This window comes from Salipiger sp. PrR003 (assembly GCF_010500785.1).
In the GTDB taxonomy this organism is placed as follows: Bacteria; Pseudomonadota; Alphaproteobacteria; order Rhodobacterales; family Rhodobacteraceae; genus Salipiger; species Salipiger pacificus_A.
Genome location: NZ_JAAGOV010000098.1, coordinates 84909 through 103122 on the forward strand (window position 1 = coordinate 84909; position 18214 = coordinate 103122).

At 66.3% G+C, this 18214-nt stretch carries 15 protein-coding genes; 10 read left to right on the forward strand and 5 right to left on the reverse strand.

Annotation, left to right across the window (positions count from 1 at the left end):
• Positions 1 to 66: 66 nt before the first annotated feature.
• The 5 genes from G0D83_RS28600 to G0D83_RS28620 all read right to left on the reverse strand — a co-directional run bounded on the left by G0D83_RS28600 (position 67) and on the right by G0D83_RS28620 (position 4738).
• Complete coding sequence (locus tag G0D83_RS28600; RefSeq protein ID WP_164197873.1) at positions 67 to 1119, reverse strand: L-idonate 5-dehydrogenase; 1053 nt, start codon at positions 1117 to 1119, stop codon at positions 67 to 69.
• Between the two features lie 10 nt (positions 1120 to 1129).
• Positions 1130 to 2407: a TRAP transporter large permease gene (locus G0D83_RS28605; protein ID WP_108970269.1), complete on the reverse strand. Its 1278-nt coding sequence runs from the start codon at positions 2405 to 2407 to the stop codon at positions 1130 to 1132.
• 1 nt (position 2408) lies between these two features.
• Positions 2409 to 2909, reverse strand: a complete 501-nt coding sequence (locus tag G0D83_RS28610) for a TRAP transporter small permease (protein ID WP_108970268.1) — start codon at positions 2907 to 2909, stop codon at positions 2409 to 2411.
• 105 nt (positions 2910 to 3014) lie between these two features.
• On the reverse strand, positions 3015 to 3992 hold the full coding sequence (locus tag G0D83_RS28615; protein ID WP_164197874.1) for a TRAP transporter substrate-binding protein: 978 nt from the start codon (positions 3990 to 3992) through the stop codon (positions 3015 to 3017).
• A 47-nt stretch (positions 3993 to 4039) separates the two neighbouring features.
• Positions 4040 to 4738, reverse strand: a complete 699-nt coding sequence (locus G0D83_RS28620) for a GntR family transcriptional regulator (protein ID WP_164197875.1) — start codon at positions 4736 to 4738, stop codon at positions 4040 to 4042.
• Between the two features lie 131 nt (positions 4739 to 4869).
• On the opposite strand from G0D83_RS28620, the gene uxuA reads away from it, so the two are divergent.
• The 10 genes from uxuA (at position 4870) to G0D83_RS28670 (ending at position 18104) form a co-directional block, all read left to right on the forward strand.
• Positions 4870 to 6087: a mannonate dehydratase gene (gene uxuA / locus G0D83_RS28625; protein WP_164197876.1), complete on the forward strand. Its 1218-nt coding sequence runs from the start codon at positions 4870 to 4872 to the stop codon at positions 6085 to 6087.
• On the forward strand, positions 6084 to 7538 hold the full coding sequence (locus tag G0D83_RS28630; protein WP_164197877.1) for a mannitol dehydrogenase family protein: 1455 nt from the start codon (positions 6084 to 6086) through the stop codon (positions 7536 to 7538). Before uxuA ends, G0D83_RS28630 begins: the two co-directional genes overlap by 4 nt.
• A 123-nt stretch (positions 7539 to 7661) precedes the next feature.
• Positions 7662 to 8279 (forward strand): GNAT family N-acetyltransferase, encoded by a 618-nt coding sequence (locus G0D83_RS28635; RefSeq protein WP_108970263.1) that lies wholly within the window; start codon positions 7662 to 7664, stop codon positions 8277 to 8279.
• A gap of 565 nt (positions 8280 to 8844) precedes the next feature.
• Complete coding sequence (locus tag G0D83_RS28640) at positions 8845 to 9936, forward strand: NAD-dependent epimerase/dehydratase family protein (RefSeq protein WP_164197878.1); 1092 nt, start codon at positions 8845 to 8847, stop codon at positions 9934 to 9936.
• 93 nt (positions 9937 to 10029) lie between these two features.
• On the forward strand, positions 10030 to 10962 hold the full coding sequence (locus G0D83_RS28645; RefSeq protein WP_235940346.1) for a LysR family transcriptional regulator: 933 nt from the start codon (positions 10030 to 10032) through the stop codon (positions 10960 to 10962).
• A gap of 168 nt (positions 10963 to 11130) precedes the next feature.
• Complete coding sequence (locus G0D83_RS28650; RefSeq protein WP_164197879.1) at positions 11131 to 12684, forward strand: ABC transporter substrate-binding protein; 1554 nt, start codon at positions 11131 to 11133, stop codon at positions 12682 to 12684.
• Entirely contained in the window at positions 12684 to 13643 is a 960-nt protein-coding gene (locus G0D83_RS28655) for an ABC transporter permease (RefSeq protein WP_164197880.1), read from the forward strand. Before G0D83_RS28650 ends, G0D83_RS28655 begins: the two co-directional genes overlap by 1 nt.
• 1 nt (position 13644) lies before the next feature.
• Entirely contained in the window at positions 13645 to 14469 is an 825-nt protein-coding gene (locus G0D83_RS28660) for an ABC transporter permease (protein WP_164197881.1), read from the forward strand.
• Complete coding sequence (locus G0D83_RS28665) at positions 14466 to 16067, forward strand: ABC transporter ATP-binding protein (RefSeq protein WP_164197882.1); 1602 nt, start codon at positions 14466 to 14468, stop codon at positions 16065 to 16067. The genes G0D83_RS28660 and G0D83_RS28665 overlap by 4 nt, the downstream gene beginning before the upstream one ends.
• A gap of 42 nt (positions 16068 to 16109) precedes the next feature.
• Positions 16110 to 18104 (forward strand): CocE/NonD family hydrolase, encoded by a 1995-nt coding sequence (locus tag G0D83_RS28670; protein ID WP_164197883.1) that lies wholly within the window; start codon positions 16110 to 16112, stop codon positions 18102 to 18104.
• The last annotated feature ends 110 nt before the right edge of the window (positions 18105 to 18214 follow it).

Below are 18214 nucleotides of genomic sequence, written 5' to 3' on the forward strand. Positions count from 1 at the left end.
CACGTGTCCAAAAGGAAGGACCGCGCCGGTGGGCGGCGCGGTCCTTGCAGGGGCAGGGGAGGTGGGTCAGCCGAAGGTCAGCTGGACCTTCACCGCCTTGCCCCGATCCATCGCCAGTTCGATGGCGTCCTGTGCCTGATCGACGGGCAGGGAATGCGTCACGATGGGCGCGAGGGTCAGGGCGCGCGCGTTGATCAGCTCTACCGACTGGCCGAACTCGGCGTCGAAACGGTGTGTGCCGCAGAGGTTGATCTCTTTCGAGACCAGCATGTTGAACGGCACCGGCGTGTCGCCCATGACGCCGACCTGCACGATGGTGCCGAGCGGGCGGGTGCAGGCGATGGCCGAGCGGATTGCCGGGCCGGCGGCGGAGCATTCAAAGCAGAGGTCGAACTGGCCCTTCTCGGCCTCGTATTCGGCCAAGGCTTCGCCGTTGGTGGCGACGTTGATCGCGCGGGTTGCGCCGACCTGCTTGGCCACTTCGAGGGTCGCGTCCTGCAGATCGGTGACCACGATCTCCGAGGCTCCGTAATGCTTGGCCAGCGCCACGCAGAGCGCGCCGATCGGGCCTGCGCCGGTGACGAGGACGCGCTTGCCCTCGAGCGAACCCGCAACCTTTAGGGCCCGGGTCACGGCGCGGCAGCAGACGGCGAGCGGCTCGGCCAGCGCGGCCTCGGCCATCGGCACGCCCTCGGCGATCTTGTAGCACTGGCCTGCCCCGATCGCGACGCGGTCACGGAAGAAGCCCTGCTCGTGCGGCAGGAACATCGCCGAGCCCTTGAAGCGCATGCTCATGCAGTGCTGGTGCTCGCCCGCAGTGCAGAACTTGCACTCTCCGCAGGGGTGCGAGGGGTTCACCGCCACCACGTCGCCGGGGCTCACGCCGGTCACGCCGTCGCCGACCGAGACCACGGTGCCCGCCGCCTCGTGGCCGATGATGATCGGCTCGCGCACCCGGATCGTGCCGATGCCGCCGTCGGCATAATAGTGGATGTCCGAGCCGCAGATGCCGCCCGCGCCGATCGCGACCACCACCTCGCCCGCCGCCGCGGTGGGCTCTTCGATGGTCTCGACGCGCAGGTCTTTCTGTCCGTGCAGCCGTGCGATGCGGTTGGTCATAATCTTGGTCCTAGTTCGACAGGAAGGAGGGCAGCCAGGTGCTGAAGAACGGCACGTACGACACGAGCAGCAGCACGAGGATGTTGGTGATGATGAAGGGCATGATCGCGCGGGTGACCTGCCAGAGCGTGACCCGGCCGATGCCGGCGCAGATGAACAGGCACACGCCGACCGGCGGCGTGGTCAGGCCGATCATCAGGTTGAGCACCGCGAAGACCGCGAAGTGAAGCGGGTCGACGCCGACGCCGGTGGCCAGCGCAAGCAGCGGGCCGAAGAGGATGATCAGCGCGGCGATGGTCTCCATGAACATGCCGACGAAGAGCAGCACGAGGTTGATCAGCAGGATCACCAGGAACTTGTTGTCGGTGATGCTGAGCACGCTGTCGGCGATCATCTGCGGGATGCGCTCGGATACGAGGATCCAGCCGAAGACGTTGGCAAGGCCGACCAGCACGAGGATCGCGGCGGCGGAAACGGCGCTGTCGATCAGGATCTTCGGCACGTCGCGCAGCTTGAGCCCGCGGTAGACGAAGGCGCCGACGACGAAGGCGTAGATCGAGGCGACGATGGCGGTCTCGGTCGGGGTGGCGAAGCCGGTGAGCAGCCCGCCGACGATGAGCCCGGTCATGGCCACGGCCCAGAACGCGCCGAGGAAGGCCTTCCACAGTTCGCCCATGCCCTGCCATTGCTGACGCGGGTAGTTGTTCCGGCGCGCGATGATCCAGGCGGTGACCATCATCGCCACGCCCATCAGGATGCCGGGCAGGGCGCCCGCGATGAACATCTTGCCGACCGAGATGCCCGAGAGCGTGCCGACGATGATCATCGGCACCGAGGGTGGGATGATCGGCCCGACGGTCGAGGAGGCGGCGGTGATCGCGGCGGAGAAGTCGGCGGGGTAGCCGGCCTTTTTCATGCCGGGGATCATCATGCCGCCGATCGAGGCGGCGTCCGCCGCGGCGGTGCCCGAGATGCCGCCGAAGAGCATCGAGGCGGCGACGTTGGTGAGGCCCAGCCCGCCGCGCATCCAGCCGACCAGCGCCTGCGCCAGCCGCACAATGCGCCCGGTGATGCCGCCAGCGTTCATCAGGTTGCCGGCAAGGATGAAGCCGGGGATGCAGAGCAGCACGAAGCTGTCCATGCCCGCGTACATCTTCTGCGGGATGACCACGAGCGGCATGCCCTTGAAGAGGATATAGGCCATCGACGACACGCCGAGGGTGATCGCCACAGGCAAGCCGATGATCAGGCCGCCGAGGAAGCAGCCGAGCAGAATGGTCAGTTCCATCTCAGAGCTCCTCTTCGGGTTTTTCGGGAAGTCCGGTGTCGCGGCGGCTCAGCATGCCGGCCACGCGCAGCCCGGCAAACAGGCTGATCGAGAGCAATGCGACCAGCACCGAGGCGTGAATGAAATCCATGCGCACACCCAGAGACGGCGCAGTCTGCCGCGCGCCGATCGACACGTAGAGCCAGGTCGCCTTGATCAGCATCAGGCCGAAACCGAGCGTGATCACCGCGCAGATGAGCCTCAGCATCCAGGGCAGCCGTCCCGGCAGGGCCTCGCAGACGATGTCGACATTGACCAGATCGCCCGAGCGGTAGGCCAGCCCGACGCCGAAGGCGGCGAGGTAGAGCAGGGCGAAGCGGGTCAGCTCTTCGGTCCAGACGACCGAGGAGATTACGCCCGAGCGCCCGAGCAGCTGGATGATGACGGCGGCGATGATGGCGGCGAAGCTGAGCCCCGTCGCGATGCGGGCGATTGCGGTCAGGACCGTGACGAGCTTTTGCATGGATCGGCTCTTCGGTGAAATTACGGGAAGGGCCGGACCCGAGTGGAGGGGTCCGGCCCGGGAGTGCGGGCCCGGGAGAAGGGGAGGAGGGGCCCGCGGTCCGGCTTAGCGGTCGAAGAGCGCTTCGACGTCGGGCCGGATGTCTTCGGAGACCGAGCTCAGCACCGCTTCCTTGGCGGCGGCTGCGAAGGCCTCATTGTCGACGTCGACGAATTCCACGCCGAGGTCCTGAAGCTGGGTGACCAGCTGCTCTTCGTCGGCGAGGAAGAGCTCACGCTCGTATTCCTGCGTGCGCTTGGCGGCTTCCATGACGTTGGCCTGATCCTCTTCGGACATCTGGTTCCACGCCATTTCCGAGATCGTCAGGTAGATCCACGACCGCACGTGATCGGTCTTGTTGATGTACTTCTGGACCTCGTTGAAGTTCGCCGACTTGATCAGCGCCAGCGGGTTCTCCTGCGCCTCGATGGTGCCGTTCTGCAGCGAGGTGAACACCTCGGAGAAGGCCATCGGGGTCGGGTTCGCGCCAAGCGCCTTCCAGACGTTGAGGAAGAGCGGCACGTTCGGCACGCGCATCTTCAGGCCGTTCAGCTCGTCCGGCGAGGTGATCGGGCGGTTCGAGGTCAGCTCGCGCGGGCCACGGGCGAAATAGGCGATCGGGCGGATACCCACCTTCTCGATGATCTGCGCCTCGATGCGGTCGCCAAGCTCGCCGCCGGCGACGGAGTCCATGTCCTCGAGCGAGCTGTAGGCATAGGGCATCGCCAGCAGCGCGGCCATCGGTGCCCAGTTCTGCAGCGACTCGCCGGTGATGGTCATGTCGGCGGTGCCGAGCTGCATGCCGTTGATCACGTCGACTTCCTTGCCGAGCGTCTCGTTCGGATAGACCTCGACCTCGATGCGGCCGTCGGTGAGCGTGGCCAGCTCCTCGGCGAACTTCAGCGAGGCCTTGTGCCAGATGTTGTCCTCGTTGGCGAGGTGGCCGAGCTTCAGCGTCATGTCGGCAGCCATGGCCGAAGCGCTGAGCGCGACGGTGGCAATGCCGGAAAGCAGCAGGGTTTTCAGGGTTTTGGCGACAGTCATGGTGTCCTCCCTTTTAGGGTCGCTTGGGGACGATGCAGCGCGGATATTCACGCGGCATCGGGGTCGAAGTATTCGGGGAAGGCCTCGCGGATGGCCGGCAGGTCCGACAGGATCATCTGCAGGTGGCCGCGCATCGCCCTCTCGGCGGCATCGGGATCGCCCGCGTCGATGGCGTCGACCACCGCGGTATGCTGAGCGATGAGGTGTTCGAGCGGGAAATGCGCCGAGGTCATCTGGCGCACCCGGTCCATCTGGCTCTTCGTGCCGACGATCACCGCCCAGGCGTTGGGGCGGCCCGCGCCCTTGGCCAGCGTGTGGTGAAACTCGTCGTCGAGCGGCACGAAGGCGGCGGGATGCTGATCCACAAGCCGGGCCTGCGCGGCGATCTGGCTGCGCAGCTCCTCGACCAGCCCGTCGGGCCGCGCGCTGGCGCAGGCCTTGGCGATGTCGGCCTCGACCGCCTCGCGCACGAAGCGCGCGTCGAGCACGGCGGCCACGGAAATCTTGCGCACGAAGGATCCGCGCTGCGGGCGGATTTCCAGCAGGCCCTCTTCGGCCAGCTTGATGAAGGCTTCGCGGACGGGTTGGCGCGAGACGCCGAAGCGCGCGCCGATCTCGGCCTCGGAGAGCCGGGTGCCGGGTTCGAGCTGGTTCTGCACGATCGCCTGGCGCAGGGCGCGGATCAGCTGCGGTCCGACGGGAGCGGACTGGTCGACCTGCTCGATCTGGATTGTCTCGATTCCCATAGCTCTCCTCCGTGGCGGCAACCTGCTCCATACTTCCATACTAGTCAACATTTGAATCGGCTGCTATGAATCTCGTGACCACCGATGCGCGGGAGCCCGTCCCGCACGGCAGACAAGAGGGAGGGTTTCCGATGCGTCAGACCTGGCGTTGGTTCGGTCCGAAAGACCGCGTGAGCATCGACGACATGATGCAGGCTGGCGTCGAGGGCGTCGTTTCCGCATTGCACCACGTGCCTACCGGCGCAGTCTGGACTCCCGAAGAGATCGCGCAGCGCCAGCGCGAGATCGCCACGCGCAAGGATGGCCGCCCGTCGCCGCTGGTCTGGGACGTTGTCGAATCGTTGCCCGTCTCGGAAGACATCAAGAAGCAGAAGGGCGAGTGGAAGGCTCATGTCGAGAGTTGGAAGACCTCGATGCGGCACCTTTCCGAGGCCGGTCTCGAGACCATCTGCTACAACTTCATGCCGGTGCTCGACTGGACCCGCACCGATCTGGCCTGGGAACGTCCGAGCGGCGCGCGCTGCATGCGCTTTGACCTGATCGACTTCGCCGCATTCGACATCCACATCCTCGAGCGCGCAGGCGCTGCCGAGAGCTTCCCTGACGATGTGGTCGCCGAGGCCGCGGAGCGCTTCGCCAAGATGGATGACGCACGCAAGGAGCAGCTCGCCGGCAACGTCGTCTTTGGTCTGCCCGGCGCGGCAGAGAAATTCTCGCTCGACGATGTGAAGCTGCACCTCGCGGAATACGACAATATCTCCGAGACCCAGTTGCAGCAGCACATGATCGACTTCCTGTCGGAGGTGACGCCGCTGGCCGAAGAGCTGGGCATGCGCCTGTGCTGCCACCCCGACGATCCGCCCTTCCCGCTGCTCGGCCTGCCGCGGATCATGTCGACCGAGGCGCATTACCGGAAGATCCTCGATGCCGTCGATCTGCGCGCCAATGGCGTCACGCTCTGCACCGGCTCGCTGGGGGCGCGCCCGGACAACAACCCGGTCGAGATCTTCAAGGCGCTGGCCGACCGCGTGCACTTCCTGCACCTGCGCAACGTCAGCATCGAGGGCAGCGAGGTGATGAACTCGCTCTACGAGGACGAGCACCTTTCGGGCCACACCGACATGGTCGCCATGGTCGCCGCCGTGGTTACCGAGGAGCGCCGCCGCAAGGATGAGGGCCGGGCCGACTGGTCGATCCCCTTCCGCCCCGACCACGGGCAGGACATCCTCGACGACATCGGCCGCGAAGCGCAGCCGGGCTACCCGGCGATCGGCCGGCTCAAGGGGCTGGCCGAGTTGCGCGGCCTCTACCGTGCCTTCGAGCACGAGCTAGTGGCGGGCAAGGCATGAGGCTGACCTCGCTGAGCCAAGTGCCCGAGGCGCTGCGCCCGGGCTATGATCCGCAGGCGTATGGGGTGGGCATCGTCCACCTCGGCCTCGGCGCCTTCCACAAGGCGCACCAGGCGGCGCTGACCGATCTGGCGCTGGCGGCCGAGGGCGGCGATTGGCGCATCCTTGGTGTGTCGCTGCGCTCGCCCAAGGCGTCTGACGAGTTGCACCCGCAAAACGGGCTCTACACGCTGATCGAGAAGGGCGCCGAGGGCACTTCGGCGCGGGTGATCGGCGCCATCGCCGATGCCATCTGCTCGGCCGGCGACCCCGAGCCGGCACTGGTGGCCATGGCCGCGCCGGGCACCAAGATCGTCTCGCTGACGGTGACCGAAAAGGCCTATGGCCTGGACCGCGCGACGCAGGGCTGCGACCCGTCGCATCCCGCCGTCGCCGCCGATCTTGCCAATCCCGCGGCGCCGCAGGGCGTGCTCGGGTTGCTGACCGAGGCGCTGCGACGCCGCCGGGATGCGGGGCTTGCACCCTTCACCGTGCTTTGCTGCGACAACCTGCCGGAAAACGGCGTTCTGCTGCGCGGCGCGGTGGTGGATTTCGCCCGCCGCATCGACCCCGCGCTGTCCGAGTGGATTGCCGCCGAGGTCGCCTTCCCCTCGACCATGGTCGACCGCATCACCCCCGCCGCCACACCGGCGACGCTGGCCGAGGCCGCCGAGTTGACCGGGTGCGAGGATCAGGCAGCGATCGCGACCGAGACGTTCGTTCAATGGGTGATCGAGGACAATTTCCCGCAAGGTCGACCGGCCTGGGAAAAGGCCGGGGCGATCTTCACCGGCAACGTCACCGCCTTCGAGAGGATGAAGCTGCGGATGCTCAACGGCACCCACTCCATGCTGGCCTACGCCGGATTCCACGCCGGGTGCCCCTACGTGCGCGACGTGATGGCGGCAAGGCCGCTGGCCAAGCTGGTGCGCCGCCACCTTGGGGCCGCCGCCGCGACCCTGCCCGTGATCCCGGGGATCGACACCGCCGTCTATGCCGAGGCGCTGGCCAAGCGCTTCGAGAACCCCGAGATCGCGCATGAGACCTTCCAGATTGCCATGGACGGCTCGGAAAAAATGCCGCAGCGCGTCTTTTCCGCAGTGGCAGATGCGCGGGCCAGGGGGGGGGATTGCCGGGCCTTCACCTTTGCCACGGCGGCCTGGTTGCGACACCTCAGCGGCGCGACCCACGATTGCGCGCCCTACGCGCTGCGTGACCCCCGCGCCGCCGAGCTTCAGGCCATGGCCGAGGGCAGGGAGGCCGACGAGATCGTCGGCGCGCTGCGTCACGCAGCCTTCGTGCCGCCGGCGCTTGCCGCGGACGAGGCGTTCTGGGCCGAGGTGGCGGGGCTTCTGGCGGAGATGCTGTTCGAGCCGATGCGGGACGTGATCGCGCGTGAAGCCGCCTTCTGAGCGCCATGATCGCTGCCCGCCGCGCAGGCGGGCAGTCGCGCAATCCACTGTTTGCGCGAACAGGATGTCCGGATGTACTGACCTGATGAAAATGTCGCTATATTATCGGCCTGGGAGGACACCATGCCATATACCGACTTTGCACGCGGGTCCCGGACGTTCAGCACCCCCCGGAGACAGTCCGAGGAGAGCGCCGAAATCACCCGTCTCGAGAATGAGTTACGCGCATTCGTGGCCGTTGCCCTGCAACACGGGATGCGCGACTACTGCGAGATTCGCCATCCCGAGTTGACTCGCGAACTGGAGGAGGGGCTTGAACGGGCCGGTCGCCGCGCCGAGGTGAAATACGCCTATGTCACCGAGCGCCTGGCGCGGGTGCCGGGTCTCATGGCCTCGACCGGAGAGACCGGCGAGCGCACCTATTATCGCGACAGCGAGGAGAACGTCGCCTACATCGAGCATTCGCTCTGGAGCAAACGCTTTATCCTGAGCGGCATCTGGGTGGCGCCGAAGCACCGGGGCAAGGGCGTGGCGCATCGCATCCTGCGCCAGCTAGTCGAGGCGGCGGATGAGGCCGAGCTGGGGATCGAGCTGCACCACGAACCCTTCGGGGAGGAGGGGCTCGACAAGCCCGCGCTCGAGGATTTCTACAGCCGCCACGGCTTCCAGCACCACGAACTCACTCCGGGCGCGATGTTCCGAATCCCCCGCTCGCCGCTGGACCGCCACGGCCGGTCCTAGGGCCCGGCAGCCGCAGTGGCAATCTCGGCGGTCGCGGTAGCCGACGTGCCTATTATAAGGTGCCTGTTATAAGGTGTCGGATGCCGCCGGGTTCGGCGAAATCCCCACACATGCCGGGTCTGCCGCTCTCGCCCGTCTCGCGAATTGCGGCCTCGGGCGGGGGCGATGACGAAGGCATTGTCCTTGCACGTGCGGAGGTCCGCCTCCGCCAGCCACGGAAACCGGCGAATCATCGCTGGACCTTGCCGTGGCGAGGCGGTTCCGCCGGCGCATTCCAGCGCCGCAGCGTCGTGGCGATGCGGGAAGTGGCGCAGTTCGGGGCACTGGTGGCAATTTGCCGCCAAGTTTTCGGTCAAGGAAGGGGCTGAGTCCCGCAACCTGTGGCCTAGATCATGTTCAAAGCGTGGTCACAGCGTTTATTTTCGTGTAATAGGATTCGGGTAGTTAAGTTTTAATCCCACGCGCAAGCTACAGATTTTAAGCTAATATTTTCTGGGGGCCCCCGTCATTCTCGCGGGTCCTGACCGGAGGTGCTTTTCATATGCGAATTGGAACGGAGAATCCGATGAATATTGTAATCCTTGGATGCGGGGGCTTTATCGGCAGCCATCTGCTGGATCGCCTGCTCACCACCACCGATCACAAGATCATCGGATGGGACCCGGAGAGCTCGAAGATCCGGAAGCACCTGGATAATCCGAACTTCACGCTCCACCAGCGCTACGTGGATGATCCAGAAACCCAACAGGATCTGCGGGATGCTGTGGCCGATGGGGATGTGGTCATCAACCTTGCCGCGATCTGCAACCCGTCCGAGTACAACACCAACCCGATCAGCGTGATCAAGTCCAACCTGTTCGACGTTTATCCGATTGTCGAACTCTGCGTGGAATACAAGCGCTGGTTGATCAGCTTCTCGACCAGCGAGTGCTATGGCCGCACGCTGTCGAGCTATGTCGGGGACACGAGCTACGAGAACCCCGACCTCTACGAACTCAAGGAAGACGAGACGCCGCTCATTATGGGGCCGATCGTCAACCAGCGCTGGACCTATGCCTGCGCCAAGCAGATGGTCGAGCGTCTTGTCTATGCCCACCACAAGGAAGACGGCCTGCCGTTCACCGTGGTGCGCCCGCTGAACTTCTTCGGCCCGCGTATGGACTACATTCCGCAGCGCGACGGCGATGGCGTTCCCCGGGTTCTGGCCTGCTTCATGGGCGCGCTGCTCAACGGCGATCCGATGAAGCTGGTGGACGGTGGCAAGGCGCGCCGCACCATCGTGTCGATCTACGAGGCCGTGGACGCGATTTGCCGCATGCTCGACAGCCCCGAGAAGGCCAACGGTCACGCCTTCAACATCGGCAACCGCAACAACGAGGTCACCATGGCCGAGCTGGCGGATCTGATGCGCAAGACCTACGCCAAGATCACCGGGGATCCCTCTTACGAGGATTACCCGATCATCGAGGTGAGCGCCGAAGAGTTCTACGGCGAAGGCTACGAGGATTGCGACCGCCGCATGCCCGACATCTCGAAGGCCAAGGAGCTTCTTGGCTGGGAGCCGAAGATCGCGCTCGAGGATGTTCTTCTCGATACGATGACCTACTTCCATAACGAGTACGCAGGCTCCATGAAGCCCGCACAGGTGGCCGAATAGCCCCCTCGCCCTTTCGGTTTTTCCTCCCCTGCCGCGCTCCCTCCCGAGCGCGGCAGTTGCTTTTCCGGCGCCCGGGGACGTCCTGCCGGCGCAATGGCTCTTCGCGCCGCCGTGGCGCTCGCCTATAAGCGCGGCATGGATATCGGTCGCCTTCCTCCGCTGCGCAGCCTCATCGCCTTTCAGACCGTCGCGCGCTGCGGCAGCTTCACCCGCGCCGCCGAACTGCTGGCGCTGACCCAGAGCGGCATCAGCCGGCAGATCGCGCAGCTCGAGGATCACGTCGGTGCGGCGCTCTTCGAGCGCCAGCCTGCGGGCGTGGTGCTGACCCGGATCGGCGAGGAATACGCCAAGGAGGTGGGCCGGGCGCTCGATGCACTGCAATCGCTCGAAGCGGGGCAGATCACCCGGCGCGGGCAGGACCAGGTGACCATCGCCTGCTCGCGCGCCGTGGCCGACCTTTGGATGCTCCCCCGGCTTACCCGGCTGCGCGACGCCTTCCCGGCGCTCGAACTGAAGCTCATCGTCAACGACTTCTTCCAGCAGTTGCGTCACGACGAATACGATCTGGCGATCTACTACCGCCCAAACCGCCCCGCCGACCATCTCGTCGCCGCGCTCGGGCCGGAAGAGATCCTGCCGGTCATGGCGCCCGGCGGCACGCCGCTTGTAGAGGCGGCGGCCCCGATGTTGCTGACCGTCGAGGAGACCCACAAGGAGTGGACGGACTGGGGCAATTGGCTTGCCTCCGTCGGCCTCAAGCTGCCCGGCGCGACGACCCGCTGGAAGCTCGGCGACTATCACCTCTCGGTCGAGGCGGCGCGGCGCGGAGTCGGCTTCGCCATGGGCTGGACGTGGTTCCTTGTCGACTACCTGGAGAGCGGCGCCCTGGTTCCGGCAGATACGCGGCCGTTCCGAGGTCATGGCGAGTATTACCTGATGCGCCCAACCACCCGTCACCAGCGGCAGGCCGCGCGCCAGGTCGGAGACTGGCTGGTCGAGAGCAACAGGCGCTGGCGGGCGAGCTGACCCGCTGGCACCGGGCAAGCCTCTGATTCCCATTTGAAAACCGCGCGCTTGAAATGCCCTCAGAGGGGCATGACAAATTTTCATTTGTACCTCTAAGCATTCCCCGGAATGTTCTGCGCCAAGCCGGCCAAGAGCCGCGTATAAGCAAGAATTCACAGGAGAGACGACATGACGAAACTTCATGACATGTCCGGCATCAGCCGTCGTGGCCTTCTCGCGGGGGCTGCCGGCATGGGCCTCGTGGGTCTCAGCGGCCTGCCGCTGCGCGCGCAGGAGACCTCGCGCAAGGGTGGCACGCTGAAGCTCGGGATCAGCGGCGGCTCGACCACCGACGATTTCGACATCCGCAAGCTCGCCGACTGGGTGCCGGTGAACCAGGCCTACATGGTCATGAACGGCCTCGTCGAGATCGACTCCGACAACATCGCCCAACCCGAGCTGTTCTCGGCCTGGGAAGCCGAAGAGGGCGCCGCCGCATGGGTGTTCGACATCCGTCAGGGCGTGTCCTTCCACAATGGCAAGAGCCTCACCGCCGACGACGTGATCTACTCGCTGAACCTGCACCGTGGCGAGAGTTCGTCAGCGGCGCGTTCGATCCTCGCGCCGATCACCGAGATCGAGAAGCTTTCGGATCACCAGATCCGCATCACGCTCGAGAGCGGCAACGCTGATCTGCCGTACCTGCTGTCGGATTATCACCTGCTGGTGGTGCCCGAAGGCTTCGACGACTGGTCCAACCCCGTCGGCACCGGCCCCTTCATCCCCGAGCGCGTCGAGCCCGGCGTGCGTGGCCGCTTCGTGCGCAACGAGGACTACTGGAAGCCCGGCTGCGCCAACGTGGATGCCGTCGAGGTGGTGGTGATCAACGATGTGACCGCCCGCACCAACGCGCTGATGTCGGGCCAGGTGCACGCGATCAACGCGGTGGATTTCAAGACCGTCACCCTGCTGGGGCGCAACCCCAAGCTCGAGATCGTCCGCTCGGCCGGCGGCCAGCACTTCACCTTCCTGATGGATTGCACGAAGGCCCCGTTCACCGACGTGAACGCACGTCTGGCCATCAAGTACGCCGTGGACCGCGAGCAGTTGCTGAAGACGGCGCTCAACGGCTTTGGCCAGCTGGGCAATGACCACCCGATCCCGCAGACCGACCGCTTCTACAACTCCGAGCTGGAACAGCGCGCCTACGATCCCGAGAAGGCGCAGTTTCACGCCAAGAAGGCGGGCTTCGATCCGCTTGCCGTCACCCTCTCGGCCTCCGATGCGGCCTTCTCCGGCGCGGTCGATGCGGCGGCGGTGTTCCGCAGCGCGGCCACTGGCGCTGGCGTCGACGTGACCATCAAGCGTGAGCCGGCGGACGGCTACTGGAGCGACGTGTGGATGCAGGTGCCGTTCTGCATGTCCTACTGGGGCGGCCGTCCGACCGCCGACCAGATGCTGTCGATCGCCTATGAGTCCAGCTCCTCCTACAATGACACGCGCTGGAGCAACGAGCGTTTCGATGCGCTTCTGAAAGAGGCCCGCGCGCTGCTCGACGAGGAGAAGCGCCGCGAGATCTACTGGGAGTGCCAGGCGCTGATCCACGAGGACGGCGGCGCGATGATCCCCATGTTCGGCGACTACCTCGACGCGGTGTCGAAGGATGTGAAGGGCGTGAAACCCCATGCGATGTTCAACCTGATGGGCGCGCGCATGGCCGAGAAGGTCTGGCTGGAAGCCTGATGGGTTCGCTGATCGCAAAACGCGCGGGCCTCGGGCTGCTGACGCTTTGGCTGGTCTCGGTTCTGGTGTTTGCCGGAACCGAGATCCTGCCGGGCGACGTGGCCGGGGCCATCCTCGGGCAGAGCGCCACGCCCGAGTCCCTCGCCGCGCTGCGCAGCGAACTGGGCCTCGATGTGCCCGCGCTGCAGCGCTATTTCGACTGGCTGGGGGGCATCCTCACCGGCGACATGGGCCGCTCGATGGCCTCGGGTCAGCCGGTCTCGGACCTGCTCTGGCCGCGGTTTTGGAACACCATGGCGCTGGCGGCCTACGCCGGGGTCATCGCGGTGCCTCTGGCCGTGGGTCTCGGCATCCTCGCCGCCGCCAAGCGGGGCACGATCTTTGACCGCGCCGCCAATGTCGCCGCGCTCGCCTTCGTGTCGCTGCCCGAGTACTTCCTTGGCCTGCTGCTGGTGCTCTGGCTCTCGGTAAAGACCGGCTGGTTGCCGAGCCTTGCCGACACCTACGAGGGCATGGGTCTCGCCGCCTGGTTCAACGCCACCACGCTGCCGATGCTGGTGCTGGTCATGGTCACCATGGCGCAGATCCTGCGCATGACCCGGACGACGGTTCTGGGCGTGATGGACCAGCCCTATATCGAGACCGCCTTCCTCAAGGGGTTGAAGAACGGCCGGGTGGTCATGCGCCACGCGGCGCCCAATGCCGCCGCGCCGATCGTCAACGTGGTCTCGTTCAACATCGCCTACCTCATCACCGGCGTCGTGCTGGTCGAGGCGGTGTTCAACTACAACGGGCTGGGCCGCTTCATGGTCGATGCCGTGTCGAAGCGCGATCTGCCGATGGTGCAGGCCGCCGCGATGATCTTCGGGGCCGCCTACGTGATCCTCAACATGATCGCCGACATTGCCGCCATCGCGCTCAATCCCCGCCTGCGCCACCCGCGTGGAAAGGAGGCGTAAGATGTCCCGCCTCTCCAACATCCCGCTGCCCGGCTGGATCGGCATGGCGCTGATCGCCGCGAATGCAATCCTGTTCCTCTTCGGGCCGATGCTCGCGCCCTTCGGGCAGGAAGAGATCGTCGGCATGCCCTTCGACATGCCGCAGCCGGGCCACCCGCTGGGCTTCGACCAGAACGGCCGCGACATGCTCTCGCGCCTGCTCTACGGCGCGCAGATGTCGATCGGCATCTCTCTCGCCGCCGTGTGCCTGTCCTTCGCCGTCGGCGTGCCGCTCGGCATCCTCGCGGCGATCCGCGGTGGCTGGCTGGACCTGGTGCTGTCGCGCGTCGTCGATACCGTCATGTCGATCCCGGTGCTGATCTCGGCGCTGGTGGTGCTGCAGGCGCTCGGCTCGTCGCTGCCGGTGCTGATCGTCACCATCGCGCTGCTCGACAGCACCCGGGTGTTCCGCCTTGCACGGCTCGTGGCGCAGGGGATCAACGTCATGGAATACGCCGAGGTCGCCCGCCTGCGTGGCGAGCGCCTTGGCTGGATGATCCGCAAGGAGATCCTGCCCAACGCCCTGCCGCCGCTGGTGGCCGAGTTCGGCATGCGCTTTTGCTTCACGTTCCTCTTCGTGGCGGGGCTGTCGTACCTCGGGCTTGGCGTGCAACCGCCCTTCGCCGACTGGGGCGGCATGGTGCGGGACAACCAGCAGGGCATCCTCTACGGGCTTTACGCGCCGCTCTTCCCCGCCGGTGCCATCGCCATGGTGACCATCGGGGTGAACCTCACCGTCGACTGGCTGCTCGCGGGCCACACCACCGTGCAGGGAGACAACCGATGAGCGATATCCTTCGTATCCGCGACCTGCGGGTTGCCACCGCCGAGGGCGTGGAGCTGCTGCATGGCGTCTCGCTCGATCTGGAGCAGGGCGAGATCCTTGGCCTGATCGGCGAGAGCGGCGCGGGCAAATCGACCATCGGCCTTGCGGCCATGGGCTACGGGCGCGGCGGCTGCCGGATCACCGGCGGCAGCATCGAGTTGGCGGGCCGCGACCTGGCGTCGTCCTCAAAGTCCGAGCGCGAAGCCGTGCGCGGCGCGCGCATCGCCTATGTGGCCCAGAGCGCGGCGGCGGCCTTCAACCCCGCGCACCGGCTGGAACGGCAGATCATGGAAGGCCCGCTGCGGCATGGGCAGATGAGCGCCGCCGAGGCCCGCGCCTGGATGATCGAGCTCTTCACCGCGCTCGGGCTGCCGGAGCCCGAAACCTTTGGCCGCCGCTACCCGCATCAGGTCTCGGGCGGGCAGTTGCAGCGGGCGATGGTCGCCATGGCCATGTCGTGCAAGCCCGACATCCTCGTGCTCGACGAGCCGACCACGGCGCTCGACGTGACGACGCAGATCGAGGTGCTGCTGCTGCTGCGCGAGACGATCCGCAAATACGGCACCTCGGCGCTCTACATCACCCATGATCTCGCGGTGATCGCGCAGGTCGCCGACCGGCTCATGGTTCTGCGCAACGGGGCCGAGGTCGAGACCGGCACCACCGAGCAGATCCTTGCCGCCCCGCGCGAGGAGTACACGCAGCGGCTCGTCTCCGAGCGGCAGGCGAGTCTCAACGCCGAGGCGGGCGCGCATCACCGGACGGGCGAGGAAATCCTGCGGATCGACAACCTCTCTGCCGCCTATGGCAGGACGCCGGTTCTGCATGACGTTGACCTGTCGGTGAAGCGCGGCGAGACCGTCGCAATCGTCGGCGAATCCGGTTCGGGCAAGTCGACGCTGGCGCGGCTGGTATCGGGCCTGCTGGCCCCCTCTGCGGGGCAGGTGCGCTTCGATTCCGAGGCGCTGCCCGTGACCTACCGCAAGCGCTCGCCGGATCTCTTGCGCCGCATCCAGCTGATTTACCAGCTGCCCGACGTTGCGCTGAACCCGCGCCAGACGGTGGCCGAGACCATCGGTCGCCCCTTGCAGACCTTCCGCGGGCTCAAGGGCAAGGCGCAGCGGGACGAGGTGGCGCGTCTGCTCGAGATGATCGGCCTTCCGGCCGAGATGGCGAACCGTCTGCCCGGCGCGCTCTCGGGCGGGCAGAAGCAGCGCGTCTGCATCGCCCGTGCGCTGGCCGCCGAGCCCGATCTGATGATCTGTGACGAGGTCACATCGGCGCTCGACCCGCTGGTCGCCGAGGATATCCTGCGCCTCTTGCGCAAGCTGCAGGACGAGCTGGGGATGACCTACCTCTTCATCACCCACGACCTGTCGGTGGTACGGCGGCTCGCGGACCGGACGGTGGTGATGCAGAAGGGCCGGATCGTCGAGGAGGCGGAGACCGCCACGCTCTTCGAGGCGCCGCGTGATCCCTACACCCGCAAGCTCTTGGACTCGGTGCCGCAGCTGGATCGCGGGTGGCTCGACAAGGTGCTGGCCGCCCGCGCGTCCTGACCCAAACAATCATCTGAATACACACGATAAACGGAAGTCATCATGGCCACCGAATTCATCGAACACGTCTGGATCCCGATGCCGGATGGCACGCGGCTCAGCGCCCGGCTCTTCCTGCCCGAGGGCGCCCGCAGCCACGCGGTCCCGGCGGTTCTGGAGTACATTCCCTACCGCAAGCGCGACGGCACCCGCGGCCGCGACGAGCCGATGCACGGCTATTTCGCGGAACACGGCTATGCCGCCGTGCGCGTCGACATCCGCGGCACCGGCGAGTCCGAGGGCCACATGGCCGACGAGTACCTCGAGCTGGAACAGGACGACGCCTGCGAGGTCATCGCCTGGATCGCGGCGCAGGACTGGTGCGACGGCAATGTCGGGATGATGGGCAAGAGCTGGTCGGGGTTCAACTCGCTGCAGGTCGCCGCGCGCCGTCCCCCGGCGCTGAAGGCGATCATCACCTGCTACTCCACCGACGACCGGTTCAAGGACGACATTCACTTCATGAATGGCTGCCTGCTGAACGACAACCTCTGGTGGGGTTCGATCATGATGGGCTACCAGGCCCGTCCGCTCGATCCTGAGGTGGTCGGCGAAAGCTGGCGCGAGGACTGGCAGAAGAGACTGGAAACGCTGCCCTTCTTCCCGGCTCTCTGGGCCGAGCATCAGAGCTATGACGCATACTGGAAGCACGGTTCGGTGCAGGAGGAATATTCGGCAATCCAGTGCCCGGTGATGGTCGTCGGAGCTTGGGCCGATAGCTACACGAACTCGGTGCCGCGCTTGCTGGAAAACCTGCAGGTTCCCACGCGCGGCATCATCGGCCCTTGGGGGCACGTCTACCCGCAGGACGGCGTGCCGGGCCCGGCGATCGGTTTCCTGCAAGAGGCGACACGCTGGTGGGACCAGTGGCTGAAGGGCAAGGATACCGGCGTGATGCAGGAGCCCAAGCTGCGCGCTTACATCAACGATCCCATTGCGCCCGAGACCTCGCGCCCCGACCAGCCGGGCCGCTGGGTTGGCTCCGACTGGCCGCTGGCCGAGCCTATGCGGCAGATGCACTTGACCCCCGGCGGCGCGCTCGCCGATGCGCCGGAAGAGGGCGCTCTGCTGCCGATCCGTTCGCCCCAGAGCCATGGCATTGCCGCGGGCGAATGGATGGGCGTCGGCTGCCCGGGCGAGATGCCTGCCGATCAGCGCATCGAGGACGGCGGCGCGCTGGTCTTCGAAACCGGGGTATTCGGCTCCGATCTTGAAATCCTCGGCGTGCCCGAGCTCGACCTGCACCTCGCCTCGGACAAGCCGGTGGCGCAACTGGTGGTGCGGCTCGGCGACGTCGCGCCCGATGGCAAGGTCACCCGGGTGAGCTACCAGGTGCTGAACCTCACCCATCGGAACGGCCACGAGACCCCTGAGGCGCTGGTGCCGGGACACTTCGAGACCGTGAAGGTCAAGCTCTCGGCCTGCGGCCACCGGTTTGCCGCGGGTCACAAGCTGCGCGTCTCGGTGGGCACCGCCTACTGGCCGATCATCTGGCCCGCGCCCGAGGCGGCCACGCTGACCATCGACACCGCGCGCAGCCTGCTGCACGTGCCGCAGCGTCGCGGCGGCGACGTTCATCCGGGCTTCGAGCCCCCGGCGCATGGTCCGGCCTGCCCGATGACCATGATCCGGCCCGCCAAGCTCGAGCGCCGTGTCACGACCGACTACCTAACCGGCGAGGTCACCTATGTGACCAACGGCGAGGGCGGGCTTTTCGGCGAGGGGGTGCTGCGCTTCGACGAGATCGGCACGGTGCTCTCGCACAGTTTGCGGCGCGAGCTGACCATCCATCCCGACGATCCGACCTCGGCGCGCTACAAGCTGCACCAAGTCTACGAGATGGGCCGTGAGGGATGGCAGACCGTTTCGGTGCTCGACAGCGAGATGACCAGCGATACGGAGAGTTTCTTCCTGAAGGCCCGGATGTCGGTCACGCTCAATGGCGAGGAAGTCTTCGCGAAGGACTGGTCCGAGACCATCCCGCGGCATCTGATCTGACCGCCGTCTCTTTCGGTCGGGAACGGGCGCCCCTCTGGCGGCGCCCGTTCCTGCATGCGGAATTCGTGTGGCCTGCGTGCATTGCCCGGAGTCTGGAAACGCGAAGTTTC